This is a genomic window from Sphingobacterium sp. LRF_L2 (genome assembly GCF_965644235.1).
Classification (GTDB): domain Bacteria; phylum Bacteroidota; class Bacteroidia; order Sphingobacteriales; family Sphingobacteriaceae; genus Sphingobacterium.
Window position 1 is genome coordinate 50595 of record NZ_CBFFRI010000013.1, and the last position, 13704, is coordinate 64298.

The 13704-nt window shown below is 39.6% G+C and carries 11 protein-coding genes; 6 read left to right on the top strand and 5 right to left on the bottom strand.

Annotated features, from left to right (window positions below; all coding sequences use genetic code 11):
• Positions 1–15 precede the first annotated feature (15 nt).
• Together ACSZOX_RS21465 and acs are read right to left on the bottom strand one after the other, a co-directional pair.
• Complete coding sequence (locus tag ACSZOX_RS21465) at positions 16–2325, bottom strand: putative monovalent cation/H+ antiporter subunit A (RefSeq protein ID WP_437922266.1); 2310 nt, start codon at positions 2323–2325, stop codon at positions 16–18.
• Positions 2326–2465: 140 nt separating this feature from the next.
• The gene (gene acs / locus ACSZOX_RS21470; RefSeq protein WP_437922267.1) at positions 2466–4382 is read right to left on the bottom strand and encodes an acetate--CoA ligase; all 1917 of its coding nucleotides are present in this window, start codon (positions 4380–4382) and stop codon (positions 2466–2468) included.
• Positions 4383–4731: 349 nt separating this feature from the next.
• On the opposite strand from acs, the gene ACSZOX_RS21475 reads away from it, so the two are divergent.
• Positions 4732–5613, top strand: a complete 882-nt coding sequence (locus ACSZOX_RS21475) for a hypothetical protein (protein WP_437922268.1) — start codon at positions 4732–4734, stop codon at positions 5611–5613.
• Here the strand turns inward: ACSZOX_RS21475 and ACSZOX_RS21480 are convergent.
• From ACSZOX_RS21480 to rsmA, 3 genes are read right to left on the bottom strand one after another with little or no spacing between them, the layout of a single operon-like run.
• Complete coding sequence (locus ACSZOX_RS21480) at positions 5588–6532, bottom strand: NAD(P)-dependent oxidoreductase (RefSeq protein ID WP_437922269.1); 945 nt, start codon at positions 6530–6532, stop codon at positions 5588–5590. The genes ACSZOX_RS21475 and ACSZOX_RS21480 overlap by 26 nt on opposite strands.
• Positions 6529–7683, bottom strand: coding sequence for an FAD-dependent monooxygenase (locus ACSZOX_RS21485; protein ID WP_437922270.1), 1155 nt, complete (start codon positions 7681–7683; stop codon positions 6529–6531). The genes ACSZOX_RS21480 and ACSZOX_RS21485 overlap by 4 nt, the downstream gene beginning before the upstream one ends.
• A gap of 9 nt (positions 7684–7692) precedes the next feature.
• Positions 7693–8472: a 16S rRNA (adenine(1518)-N(6)/adenine(1519)-N(6))-dimethyltransferase RsmA gene (gene rsmA / locus ACSZOX_RS21490; RefSeq protein ID WP_437922271.1), complete on the bottom strand. Its 780-nt coding sequence runs from the start codon at positions 8470–8472 to the stop codon at positions 7693–7695.
• 206 nt (positions 8473–8678) lie between these two features.
• Here rsmA and ACSZOX_RS21495 point away from each other — a divergent pair, with 206 nt between their 5' ends.
• From ACSZOX_RS21495 to miaA, 5 genes are all read left to right on the top strand, one after another.
• Complete coding sequence (locus ACSZOX_RS21495) at positions 8679–8963, top strand: hypothetical protein (protein ID WP_437922272.1); 285 nt, start codon at positions 8679–8681, stop codon at positions 8961–8963.
• 414 nt (positions 8964–9377) lie between these two features.
• Positions 9378–10433: a 4-hydroxythreonine-4-phosphate dehydrogenase PdxA gene (gene pdxA, locus ACSZOX_RS21500; RefSeq protein WP_437922273.1), complete on the top strand. Its 1056-nt coding sequence runs from the start codon at positions 9378–9380 to the stop codon at positions 10431–10433.
• 158 nt (positions 10434–10591) lie between these two features.
• Positions 10592–12010 carry a CCA tRNA nucleotidyltransferase gene (locus ACSZOX_RS21505; RefSeq protein WP_437922274.1) on the top strand — a complete coding sequence of 473 codons (1419 nt, stop codon included), beginning with the start codon at positions 10592–10594 and terminating at the stop codon, positions 12008–12010.
• A 59-nt stretch (positions 12011–12069) separates the two neighbouring features.
• Positions 12070–12663, top strand: a complete 594-nt coding sequence (locus ACSZOX_RS21510) for an IS1096 element passenger TnpR family protein (protein WP_437922275.1) — start codon at positions 12070–12072, stop codon at positions 12661–12663.
• Positions 12664–12726: 63 nt separating this feature from the next.
• The gene (gene miaA / locus ACSZOX_RS21515) at positions 12727–13635 is read left to right on the top strand and encodes a tRNA (adenosine(37)-N6)-dimethylallyltransferase MiaA (RefSeq protein WP_437922276.1); all 909 of its coding nucleotides are present in this window, start codon (positions 12727–12729) and stop codon (positions 13633–13635) included.
• The last annotated feature ends 69 nt before the right edge of the window (positions 13636–13704 follow it).

Consider the following 13704-nt stretch of genomic DNA (forward strand, 5'->3'; position numbering starts at 1 on the left):
ACAGAAAATGCACGCTTATTCTTTCTCTGAAGATTTTAAACGAAGCCTGATCAAGCTATATACACCGAGCGCTGCAATAGATAATACTACGGTTTCAAACATCGTATCAATCCCCCTAAAGTCCACAAGTATAACGTTTACTACATTTTTGCCCTTGGCAAGTAAATAGGCATTTTCACCATAGAAGTTGCTTATCTCTGTACTGTTTGGCTCATACATTACGCGGAGAGCTATCAATGAAAGAATAACTCCAAAACCAACCGAGACAATAGCATCACGAATGAGCACGGCACGGCTGGTTAAATTAATAAAACCAGGAAGTTTATACAGAACCAAAACAAACAAAACAGTTGTTAGCGTGTCAATAGAAAATTGCGTCATAGCAAGATCGGGAGCACTGTAAAATACAAACATAAGACAGATGCAGTAGCCGATGACGCTTGTGGATACGACGGATGTTAGACGGGATTTTGTAGTAACAATCAGATATAAAGCTCCTAGTAAGATCGCGACGATACCAAATTCATACCAAGATAAAGGTGTTAATGTATCGAAATCGATATGGATAGGTCCGCTGATCCATAGTTTGTAGGCTAGAAGTATTTCTGCGAAAAGAATAATTTTTATATTGTAGGAACGAAGATAACCATTGTGGAAAGTTCTCGTGTACCAACTGGAAAGCTGTAAAATTCCATCGACTATTTTTGAAAAAATATGTTTAGGGGATAGATGGTTAAATTGTTCAATGAATTTCAGCTTGCTCGCAGATGGTTTATTGATAAGATAAAGCACAAAACCACTTAGAAGTGTCAAGAGACTCAACAACAATACGGTGTTGAAACCATGCCAAATTCCAAGATGCAGCTTCGTGTCGAGTTGCGCAATTGCATTTGCAGCTTGGTGGCTAAAATAATGTCCAGTTATCGTTGGGAAAATGCCGAAAAGGAGACTGAGTATAGCAAGTAATAATGGAGGTATCCAAAGCGCTTTGTAAGGTAAGTGAATGTCTTTAAACTCGGGTGGGAGTTTTCCAGAGAAAGGCTTCAAGCCTGCCATAAAACCTGCAGCAACGAGACCTATGTTGGTAATGACCGCAAGCGTAGTAAGGCCTATTGCCCAATTTTTGTCGAGGTGTAAAGTCGCCTCGTAAATTAGATCTTTGCCGATAAATCCAAAAGTAAGAGGGACACCTGCGCTGGAGAGAGCTGCTATAACTGCCGCTATAAATACCGGGAACAGTACTTTTCTCAATCCCATTAGTTTGGTAATATCTCTTGTATGCGCTTCGTGGTCTATAATTCCTGTGACCATAAACAGGGTAGCCTTGTAAAGTGCATGAACAAGGGTGAATACACTGGCAGCAATGATTGCTTCTCGTGTACCAAGCCCTAGTAGAAAAGTTAAGATTCCAAGGGCCGAAATGGTAGAATAAGCTAAAATACCTTTTAAATCTGTTCTGAAAAGAGCGTGGATGGATGCATATAACATGGTAAAACCACCGACAAGTAAAAGGGTATTATTCCATAATTCGGTGTTTCCAAATACAGGTGTAAAACGTGCTAAGAGGTATATCCCTGCTTTGACCATCGTAGCCGAGTGAAGGTAGGCTGATACGGGAGTAGGTGCTTTCATCGCTCCGGGCAACCAAAAATGAAAGGGAAATTGAGCCGATTTTGAAAATGCACCAATAAAAATTAATCCAATGATTAGTGGATAAAGCTGATGGGAGGTGATAAGATCGTGTTTGGAAAAAAGTTCGCTTATAATAAAAGTTCCTGCTATATTACCGGCTAAGATTAGACCTGCTAGAAGAAAGAAGCCTCCTAATCCCGTTATGCTAAGTGCGGTTATAGCACTTTTTCGAGAATCTTCGTTTTCATTGTTAAAACCTATCAAGAAGAAAGAACTAATACTTGTAAGTTCCCAAAAAATGAATAAAGTGAGCACATTGTTTGACAGTACGACGCCGAGCATGGCACTCATAAATAAGAACAGGTAGGCGAAAAAACGATCGAAGTAGCGGTGTCCTTTCAAATAACTTCTTCCGTAAAAGAAAATAGCCGTTCCAATTCCAGTAATGAGTAAAGCAAATAAAAGAGAAAGCCCATCTAGTCGAAAATCAAAATTGACACCGAGTGTCGGTACCCAATCAAGATGTTGTATATAAACCGTACCTGCTGCGATTGCCGGTATTTTAAAAAGATAGAATACAAAAAGTATGACAGGTATAAATGGCAGTATGATACTCCATTTTGTTTTAATAAGCTTGCCGAAAGGAACGAGAAGGCTTGATGTTATTAGTCCTGTGAAAACAGTAAATAGCATGCAGTCTTTATATTAAAAATGTTGGAAATGTCATAAAAATACAAAAAAATGAGCGGTTTTCCTCATGTTATTCCATTTTTTTTCTGATATACCAACACAAAATCATACGGAAATAAAAAAACGCGCCTAAGCGCGTTTTTTTATTTCCGTATTTCTTCGGCCCCCTTTATGATAGCCTGTACAACTGTTGGGTCTTGTAAAGTACTTGTATCACCAAGTTGTTCTACCTCACCTTCAGCTATTTTTCGTAAAATTCTACGCATAATTTTTCCCGAACGGGTTTTAGGTAAATCGCTTACGAATTGAATAATGTCTGGTTTAGCGATAGCGCCGATGATACGTGTGATCGTTTGTAGAATGTCCTTACGCGTGCTTTCTTCATCAATATGATGATTGGCAATGACATAGGCATATATGCCTTGTCCTTTTACGGGATGCGGATATCCTACGATAGCAGACTCTACAACATCGGAATGCATATTGATCGCATTTTCTACTTCGGCAGTCCCGATTCTATGCCCTGAAACATTGAGAACATCGTCTACACGACCCGTAATTTTATAATATCCTTCAGGACTTCTATAGCATCCGTCTCCAGTAAAATACTTATCAGCATATGTAGAGAAGTACGTTTGACGGCAGCGTTCGTGATCTCCCCATGTTGTGCGCAACATGCCTGGCCAAGGGAATTTTATACATAGATTACCCGTCACATCGTTGCCTTCTATTTCTTGACCGTTTTCATCCATCAAGCAGGGTTGGACACCAGGGAGAGGTAACATCGCGTAACTAGGGACAGTGGGGGATACACCAGCCAATGGGGCGATAAGAATACCGCCATTCTCAGTTTGCCACCATGTGTCCGCGATAGGTGCTTTTCCTTTTCCGATTTTATCGTGGAACCAGTGCCATGCTTCCTCATTGATAGGTTCTCCGACAGATCCTAATTTCTTTATGCTACTTAGATCTTTACTGTCAACAAATTCATCTCCAAAAGCCATTAACGAACGAATTGCTGTTGGTGCTGTGTACAGAATATTCACTTTATATTTGTCAACAATATCCCAAAGACGTCCTGCATCTGGAAATGTAGGTGTACCCTCAAACATTAGAGAGACTGCGCCCTGTGATAGCGGTCCGTAAACAATATAACTGTGACCTGTAATCCACCCGATATCAGCTGTACAGAAATAAACTTCACCAGGTTGATATTGAAAAACATTCGAAAAAGTATATCCTGCATACACCATGTAGCCTCCGGTACTGTGGACTACACCTTTTGGTTTTCCTGTCGACCCAGAGGTGTAAAGAATGAACAACGGATCTTCGGCATCCATCTCTTCAGCTGGACAAGGGGGATTTCCTTGTGTTTCCACTTTTTTAATTTCATCTTCCCACCATACATCCCGTCCTTTAATCATAGAAATCGGGGTTCTTGTCCGTGTAAGGACGATAACGCGCTCTACAGAGCGACATTGCATTAACGCATCGTCGACGATAGATTTAAGCTCTAGGACTTTATTTGCGCGATAGCCTCCATCTGAAGTGACAACGAGTTTGCAGGAAGCATCGTTGATTCTGTCAGCAATGGATTGGGCTGAGAAACCTCCGAAAACAACCGAGTGAATTGCTCCTATTCGAGCACAAGCTAGAACAGCTATTACCAACTCAGGAACCATGGGTAAATAGATACAGACACGGTCTCCTTTCGATATATTATTGTTTTTTAAAACGTTTGCAAAGGTTTCGACTTTCTCTAATAGCTGCTTGTAGCTTAAGATACGGTGGGATTCATTTGGATCATTTGGCTCCCATATAATTGCAGGCTTGTCGCCTAGGCTGTAAATATGTCGGTCTAGGCAGTTTTCTGTTATATTTAGCTTACCGCCTTCAAACCATTTTATTTTAGGTTCTTCAAAATTCCAGTTTAAAACATTTGTCCATTTTCTTTTCCAAAAGAAATGTTCAGCAATTCCTCCCCAAAATCCTTCTGGATCTTCTACACTTTGGCCATAGGCCTGTTGATACTCCTCAAAGTTTTTAATCTGCAGGTTCATATTTTCGGTACAAAATTTATCTCTTACTTATTCAATACGGACAGTTATTTATTTTATACTGTCTTTATTGAATATTCACTAGCTAATTTAGTTTTTTTTGCCATCAATGTCAATTTTTTGAACGGATAAAACGGGTTGGAAGCTCTTTAAGCAGAGAATAGGTATCTTTAACAAAATAGGTGTATTTTTTTAGCAGAGGCAATCGGGAGGGGTGAAATAATGGTAAGCGCTTTGGGATGTATTAGTTATTGAGGAGTGCGTAAACACTGAAAAATAAAAAAACAAATAGATGAAAATAAACGGATATTTATAGGAAGAAAAGAAAAGGTTCAAGTATATACTTTTACGTATGAATGCACTAAGACGTTGTTATTATTTTTTTATTTATACCAATTTGCTAATAGCAAGTGCTGCTATGGCCCAATGTGCGCTAACCTATGTTTTCTTTGATGCTTCCTTTGATTATCCTATTATCGCAATAGAGGGAGCCGCTACTTTAGTGTTGTATAATTTTAGTTTGGTTTTATCCAAACCCAAAGATCCGGATAAATCGGTCTACAAACGTACACGATGGATCTTTAAAAACGAATGGATTTTGTGGTTGAATACTGTTATGGGAATTGGTGTTCTTGCATACGCTATTTTTCTGATACATTGGTATAGCCTCGTGTTTCTGGGTTTTATAGGTCTTGTCAGTGTGGCTTATTCTTTTCCGCTCTTTCATTATCGTGGAAAACGGGTTGGTTTACGGCAGCTACCTGCTGTTAAAATTTTTCATATTGCGCTAGTCTGGACTTTAAGTTCGGTTTGCTTACCTGCATTTGAACTCTATCTTGATGGGCATCTACTGGATATACACCGCCTCTTGAGTCTGTTTGTTTTGAAGTTTATCTTTTTGATTATTTGTACTTTACCCTTTGATATTCGGGATATACAACAAGATTCTTATTACCATTTAAAGACAATACCGAGTATGTTAGGTGCACAAAAAGCTATAAAGTTATGTTACGGACTTTTGTGTCTACACAGTATCTCGGTATTGTTGACGTCTTTTCCTTGGGATCTCAAAGTAGGTGTTCTTACGACAAATGTATTAATAGCTTTGCTGTTAAGAAATTTTGTGTTCCGGAATAAGGATAGATACCATTATGCCTACCTTCTTGATTTTGCTTTGGTTGTCCAATTTTTGACGGTGTTGACTTCTGTTACACTGCATTCCATAGCGCAATGATCTTCTCTGCTAGAACATCAGAAAGCTTATAATAGCTTTCAAAGGTCCAGCCCGCGACATGGGGGCTTAATAGTACATTGTCTCGTGAGATGAGGTCATTGTACCATTCTTGTTCTTGAAGAAGTGGGAATTTTTCGATAGGTAGCACATCGAATGCTGCGCCCAAAATTTTGCCGTTATCTAATGCTTTTAATATAGATGGTATATTGCTGATCTCGCCTCGAGCACCCATGAGGAAGAAGATGGGTTTTCGGAAATGGAACAAATACTCGTCGTCTATCATGCCTTTTGTCTCTCTTGTTAACGGGATATGAAAACTTAGCACATCGGCCTGGCGAACAACTTCCTCCATAGATACCTCTTTCACGTAGCTGTCCGAAAATCCTGTTTTATATTTGTCATAGGCAATGATGTTGACATCGAACCCTGATAGTTTTTTTGCCATAGCTTGGCCGTTGTGTCCGTATCCAATCAAGGCAACTGTACGACCTTTGAGTTCATAGCCTCTATTTTCTTCTCTCCGCCAAAGCCCTTCCGTAATCTGGCAATGCCCTCGGTTTAGATTGTTCATAAGGCTTAATAGCATGCCTGTCATATGTTCCCCCACAGCGTCTCTGTTTCCCTCATTTGCAGGAATAAGCTTTATACCTTTCGACAAAGCGTAATTTTCGTCAATATTATCAAGACCTGCCCCTGCGCGAGCGATAAATTGTAACCGGGGAGCGCTATCAATAAAAGCGGCATCTACCTGAAATTTTGAACGGATAACAAGTCCTGTATAATTCTTAATACAATCTTCTGCAGTTGAGCGTTGCATGTTTGGCTCGTAATCAAAAGCAATAGCAGCTTCACGAAGTCGGGTAAGCAATATTTCATGAATATCGTCTACAATGAGAATGCGTTGTTCTGTCATAATCATTTGGAGGACATAAAATCCTCATTTATTAGTTTTTTTAAAGGTAACTGTTTTAGCGGTTCAGGTAAGAGTCGCATACAAAAATTGCGAATAGTTATGGCTAATGGAGAATGCCACTGGGCAATCTTTCCAACTTGCCACGATGTCTTGGTGATGTAGCGTGTACGGGGAAGTCGTAGCTGGCTGATTTGTCGAAATGCTTTAACAATATTTTCTTCTTGCGAGAGTTTCTCTATTAATACAGCCACATCTTCTATTGCTTGACAGGCTCCCTGTCCTAAATTTGGAGTGGTGGCATGACCTGCGTCTCCTATGAGGAGAACGCGGTTATAAGCGAGTGTGTTTAAAGGTTTGATGTCGATTATATCATTCCAAAGCAACTGTTCATCTTTTGTTGCTTTCAAAATTCTTGTAATCGGTTCGTGATAAGAAGAAAAATGTGTCGCAAGATCCGCTATGCCATATGATTTGTATAGAAGACTGTTTTGAGGAGCATTCACACAAGCATACCAATACAGTTTGTTGTTTACAAGAGGTGTCATGCCGAATCGGCCTTTGGTGCCCCATGTTTCAGTAGCTAATTTCAGCGCTACTTCGCTGTTGTCTATAACCGCTCGCCAACAAGTATAGCCTGCATATCGGGGAGTAGCAGTGGGAACCAATAGTTGTCGAAGTTTCGATTTGACTCCGTCGGCAACGATAAGTGCGTCCACTTCCATGCTGTCTCCATCTACAAATTCTATATATACTTTGTTTTCATCCTGTCTTAGTCCGGTCGCCTCTTTTCCCGTTCGAATAACTTCTGCCGGGAGTTGGTCGATCAGAAAACGATGTAGGTCCGCACGATGAATGGCGAAGTTCTTTTGGTTAAAATTTGTTGTTAATTTATTGGTGTCTGGGGCAAGCAATATGTGGCCTTTTTGGTCCAAGATATTGTATGAGGGTAAAAAATGCCCGATTTTCTCTACACCATCCCGCAAACCAAGCATAGCTAGCGCATGCATAGCATTTGCACCTAAACCGAAGCCTGCGCCTATACCTTTTAATTTCGCTACACGTTCAAATATCGTGACATGATGGCCTAAATTCAGTAGGCCTATGGCTGCGGTTAAACCGGCGACCCCTCCTCCAATAATAGCAAAATTTTTCGCCATATAATCTTCTTATAACACAGCGCTGATCTCGCGTGTTAATTGTTCAAAGTCATTTACATGCAGTCGTTCTGCGCGTAGTTCGTAGAGTGGATTGTCACTCATTTTTTCTTTAGGAAGTACGGCTGAAAGCGCATTGCGTAGCGTTTTTCTTCGTTGGTTGAATGCCGCTTTGACGACACGCCAAAATAGCTTTTCGTCGCAATCTAATGTCTGTATTTTATTGCGTGTCATTTTTATGACGCCAGATAGTACTTTTGGAGGCGGATTAAAAGCCCCTGCTTTGACTGTAAATAAATATTCTACTTCGTAATATGCCTGCAGAAATACGCTTAGAATTCCATACTCTTTGCTACCGGGTTTTGCTACACAGCGTTCTGCAACTTCTTTTTGAAACATTCCTGTCATTTGTATAACGCGGTCTCTTTCTTCTAGTATCTTAAAAAGTATTTGTGAAGAAATATTATAGGGGAAGTTACCTATGACAGCGATATGGGGGTGAAAGTGGGCTTGGAAATCCAAATTGAGAAAATCGCCATGGATCAATCGGTGCTCTAGTTGTGGATACTTGTCCGCAAGATAGGCTATAGATTCGTCGTCAACATCAATAAGCCAGGTTTCGTATGTTTCGCGTTGAAGAAGAAAATCGGATAAAACGCCCATTCCTGGTCCCACTTCTAGGACTTGTGTGAAGCCTAATGAAGGATCTAGGGCATCTACAATTTTTTTTGCAGCATTTTTATCGTTTAAAAAATGTTGTCCCAGGTGTTTTTTTGCGCGTACAGTACTCATATTTATGCTTTGTACAAAGATACTATTTTTAAAATAGTGGAGTAGGCTATGGCATCGCCGAATCGGCGGATTGGAAAAACTAAGAATATCTTCCCTTGATAGAAAGTTTATCGGATAGCAGTAACTCCAAATACAGGACTTTCTTGTACAGCGAGAGGCTGCTGTTGTTTGATGTTTGTTTTCTGTTGTAGGGGTAGATTGTTTCAATGTCGCTGTACACTGTGTCAATGACAGGTGACATGGCGCTGCTGTATAGTGACATTGTTCTGTTGTCTTTAGACTTGTTTACGTTGTTCTTTGTGGACGTTTTTCCTAACGATGTTGCTGTTTCGGACAGCTTTGTCGACAACCTTTTCTACTTATCCAAAGACTCGCCCAATACATACTTTGCTTTAATGTATATGTACATTGTCTTGGTGTATAAGTACATTGTGCGCAACGCAGGTGAGTTTTTCGAAAACTACATGAACTTATTGATAAACTCCATGTAGTCGTTTGTGAACTCCATGTAGTCGTTCGACATGTCCATGCACTTTTTTGTAAACTACATGAAGTTGTTGAACATTTACATGGAGTTTCGCGTAAACTTCATGTAATTGTTGATTTTGTACATATACACTGGCTCAGTGTATATGTACATTGCGTAAAACTTCATGAACTTCTTTGTCAACTACATGAAGTTTTTTGTTTTTTACATTGCGTTTTGTTTAGTGTACATGTACATTGGCTCAATGTACATGTAGAAAATGGGGATTTTTACGAAACAACTGCATCGCAACAGCCTCGATTGAGGGGTGATAGTTTAAGGATATCAAAGCTTTACTGGTAATAATAGTGACAATGGGAGTTCGGGAGACTTTATTATTAACCTAAATTTTGTAATTTTGGTTTAAAGCTTTCAGAAGATGAGTGAAAAATTGAAAATAGGTATTACAGTAGGGGATATCAATGGAATAGGATTAGAGGTTATAATCAAGTCTTTAATGGATAATCGCATTTTAGAATATTTTACCCCTATTGTGTATGGAAATACCAAAGTTGCTTCATTTCATCGGAAGGCTATTGGTGTTCAGGATTTTAGTTTTAATGTTATTAACAGTCCTGAGCAAGCCAACCCTAAACGCGCCAATATGATCAACTGCTGGCAGGAGGATGTGAAGATTTCGTTGGGTGAACAAAATGAAGTGGGAGGGAAATATGCATTTTTGTCGTTAAACAAAGCTGTTGATGATCTGCAAAATGGGAAGATTGATGCGTTAGTCACTGCGCCAATAAATAAAAATAATATTCAACAAGAAGGTTTTCAATTTCCTGGACATACGGAATATTTACAGGCTAAAAGCAATGCTTCTGATGTTTTGATGTTTATGGTAACGGATGAGCTTCGCATCGGTGTTGTTAGTGGACATATTCCCGTGAAGGATATCAGTAGCGCGATCAGTAAAGAAGCTATTTTGGAGAAGTTAATCCTGATGAATGATAGCTTGAAAAAAGATTTTTGGATTCAAAAGCCAAAAATTGCGGTACTAGGTCTTAATCCACATGCTGGGGATAATGGGTTGATTGGCACAGAAGATGAAGATGTTGTTAAGCCAGCTATTTTGGAAGCCACAGAAGCTGGTATTTTCTGTTTTGGCCCTTATCCTGCCGACGGCTTTTTTGCAAGTGATACGTACACCAAGTTTGATGGCGTGTTAGCGATGTATCATGATCAAGGCCTTATTCCCTTTAAACATATTGCGTCTCGCAAAGGTGTGAACTATACAGCTGGTCTACCATTCGTTCGTACATCTCCTGATCACGGGACAGGTTACGATATTGCCGGTAAGAATTTAGCTTCACATGAATCTTTTTTAGAAGCTATTTTTTATGCTGTTCATATCGTTCGTAGACGCCGAGAACAAGCTGAACTCGCCGCTAATCCGTTAGCTTTCCGTCGCCTGTCAAAGGATCGGGACTAAAATTTCGAACTTTACAGGTGAAATTTCTGATCTCAAGAAGTTAAGATAGTCCCGATGTGGCCATTGAATTCTCGTGACTTTGCTTTGGCTTCGTACAGTTTTTATTAAATAATCCTTATTTTTGCACCTTAATAGGCTTGAGCCTAGAGAAGATTGCTATGCGAGAAAATTTACAACATTCTATTTTTCAGATAATCAGTGATTTAGCTAATAAGGAAGAAGTGGAATGCTATGTTATTGGGGGCTATGTTCGTGACCGAATTATGGGACGTCCCTTTAAAAATGATGTAGATATTGTCGTTATAGGGAGTGGTATAGCATTTGCTAATAAGCTAGGAGATATCTTAAAGACAAAGGTCGCCGTTTATAAAAGTTTCGGCACTGCAATGCTTGTTTATGATAATATCAATATAGAATTTGTTGGAGCGCGAAAAGAATCCTACAGAGCAAATTCTAGAAATCCTATTGTGGAAGATGGAACATTGGAAGATGATCAAAATCGGCGGGATTTTACGATAAATGCTATGGCTTATGGTCTTTATGGTGAACAATTTGGAGCGCTACTAGACCCATTTGATGGACTTCAAGATATCGATTTGCGCGTCATTCGCACGCCATTAGATCCTAATATTACGTTTTCTGATGACCCACTTCGGATGATGAGAGCTATTCGTTTTGCAAGTCAGTTGGGCTTTAAAATCGATGCGAAAGCCATTCAAGCTATTGTGGACAATGTGGAACGGATAAAGATTATTTCGAAGGAACGTATCGCTGACGAATTGAATAAAATTGTATTGTCTGCTAAACCTTCTGTAGGCTTTCGTTATCTATTTGATACAGGATTGTTGCACCATATTTTTCCTGCTATGGAAAATTTACAGGGAGTAGATGTTGTTGATGGTCGTGGTCATAAGGATAATTTCTATCACACATTGGAAGTTTTAGATAACGTAGCCGAGATGTCCGACGATTTGTGGTTGAGATGGGCTGCTATAATGCATGATATTGCCAAGCCAGCTACGAAGCGGTTCGACAAAAAAGTAGGTTGGACTTTTCATGGACATGAAGATCGTGGTGCAAAGATGGTTCCCAAACTTTTTGGCGAACTTAAATTGCCCCTTCATGAGAAGATGAAATTTGTACAAAAACTAGTGCAATTGCATCTACGGCCAATCGTGTTGGCACAGGATATTGTGACCGATTCAGCGGTGAGACGTTTGCTTTTTGAAGCTGGAGATGATATTGATGCTTTAATGTTGCTTTGTCATGCTGATGTGACGACAAAGAACGAGTATAAAAAAAGGAAATACCGCGATAATTTTGAGCTGGTCAAGCAAAAGTTGAAGGATGTTGAGGAACGAGACCAGATAAGGAATTGGCAGCCTCCTGTTACAGGAGAAGATATTATGAACCTATTTGATCTAGGTCCTGGTCGTATGATAGGTATTCTTAAAAACGCGATGCGTGAGGCAATCCTTGAAGGCGAGATTGCAAATTCCCGTGAAGAGGCGCTCCGCTTTGTAATTTCCAAGGGTGAAAGTATGGGTCTTGTGCGGAAGGAAAATACAGTACTTTAATTGTTTAAAAAATATTGTAATTTTATCCTTCGATAAGCAACTAAACGAATAAATAAAGAATGGCTATTTACAGATTTCGAGTAACTTTTGAGGATTATGAAGATGTATATCGTGAGATTGATATGCCTTCAAAAGGTACTTTTTTGCAACTTCATGAAGCAATTCACACGTCGACAGGCTACAGGTCTGATGTTTCTTCTTCTTTCTATGTGAGTAACGATCAATGGAAGAAAGGTACTGAGATTGCATTACTTCCTTCCGATCGCAAGAAGGATACAGGTGTTCTAATCATGGAGAATATCCGCTTAAGTAAGTTTATCGATGATCCCCATCAGAAGTTTTATTACATTTATAACTTCGATCGTCCCTATGATTTTCATGTAGAGCTCATTAAAATCTTAAAAGAAGAGGATGGAAAGGATTATCCGTCGATATTTAAAACTGTAGGCGACCCACCAAAAAATGCTGCGGCGTCGAACTTTCCGCTGTCTGCTGCAGTGGAGGATGATGACGATGACGACGAAACACCGACAGATGATACAGAATATGGTGTAGATGATGATGAAGATTTTGATATGTTCGATGATGAAGAAGGAGAAAGCGGCGAGGAGGAAAGCAGTAAAGAATCGAGTGGATATGAGGAAGAATATTAAATTGGGGTATAACCTCTAAAAATAGAATACCTCGAGCTTAGCTCGGGGTATTTTTCTTATGTTATGATAGCAAATAGAAAGAAACTTATCGTGGTGGTAGGCCCTACGGCAGTAGGAAAGACGGCATTAGGAATAGCGCTTGCTAAACACTTTTCTACGGAGATCATTTCTGCGGATTCTAGGCAGTTTTATAAGGAAATGACCATTGGAACGGCTAAGCCAGATGCAGAAGAACTGCATCAAGCTAAGCACCATTTTATTGATTCTCATTCGATCGAAGAAGACTACTCAGCGGGTGATTTTGAACGGGATGCTTTAGCGCTTCTAGCTAATCTTTTTAAACGATATGACTATGTTGTTATGGTGGGAGGGTCTGGGCTATTTGTGAGAGCTGTTTGTGAAGGTTTAGATAATCTGCCTAAAGTTCCTTCAGAAATACGCGATAAGCTAAACAATATGTTTGAGGAGTATGGGATTGAACCTTTGCAAAGCCGATTGAAAGAGGTTGATCCTGATTATTATGAAAATGCAGATATACAAAATCCTCAAAGAGTGATTCGTGCATTAGAAATTTTTGAAGCAACGGGCACGCCTTTTTCTTCTTTCAGACAACGGGATGTGGATGCTCGTCCGTTTGAAATTGTAACTATTGGACTCGATATGGAACGCGAACAACTTTACAATAGGATCAATGAACGGGTAGAACGCATGATAGAAAAAGGTCTTGTCGAGGAGGTGAAAGCGCTCATATCTTACAGACACAAACCTGCCTTATTAACCGTGGGCTATGTGGAGATATTTGATTATTTAGAAGGAAAGGTGCCTTTGGGTTTGGCGATTGCTAGCATTCAACAGAATTCGCGACGCTACGCAAAAAGACAAATAACCTGGTTTAAAAAATATGGCAATACAACATGGTTTAAGCCAACTGAATTTGACGCTATTGTTTCCTATATTGAGGAAGGTGTTTAAAAAATCGTAATCTGGAAAACATGGAAAGCCTTTCTTCAGATCGGCGTAAAACTATTCAAACATAAAAAA

Coding starts and splice junctions, on each gene's coding strand:
- rsmA (WP_437922271.1), bottom strand. CDS start 8,472: ATGAGTACTGTACGCGCAAAAAAACACCTGGGACAACATTTTTTAAAC.
- pdxA (WP_437922273.1), top strand. CDS start 9,378: ATGAGTGAAAAATTGAAAATAGGTATTACAGTAGGGGATATCAATGGA.
- ACSZOX_RS21465 (WP_437922266.1), bottom strand. CDS start 2,325: ATGCTATTTACTGTTTTCACAGGACTAATAACATCAAGCCTTCTCGTT.
- ACSZOX_RS21505 (WP_437922274.1), top strand. CDS start 10,592: ATGCGAGAAAATTTACAACATTCTATTTTTCAGATAATCAGTGATTTA.
- acs (WP_437922267.1), bottom strand. CDS start 4,382: ATGAACCTGCAGATTAAAAACTTTGAGGAGTATCAACAGGCCTATGGC.
- ACSZOX_RS21475 (WP_437922268.1), top strand. CDS start 4,732: ATGAATGCACTAAGACGTTGTTATTATTTTTTTATTTATACCAATTTG.
- ACSZOX_RS21485 (WP_437922270.1), bottom strand. CDS start 7,683: ATGGCGAAAAATTTTGCTATTATTGGAGGAGGGGTCGCCGGTTTAACC.
- ACSZOX_RS21480 (WP_437922269.1), bottom strand. CDS start 6,532: ATGATTATGACAGAACAACGCATTCTCATTGTAGACGATATTCATGAA.
- miaA (WP_437922276.1), top strand. CDS start 12,727: ATGATAGCAAATAGAAAGAAACTTATCGTGGTGGTAGGCCCTACGGCA.
- ACSZOX_RS21510 (WP_437922275.1), top strand. CDS start 12,070: ATGGCTATTTACAGATTTCGAGTAACTTTTGAGGATTATGAAGATGTA.
- ACSZOX_RS21495 (WP_437922272.1), top strand. CDS start 8,679: ATGTCGCTGTACACTGTGTCAATGACAGGTGACATGGCGCTGCTGTAT.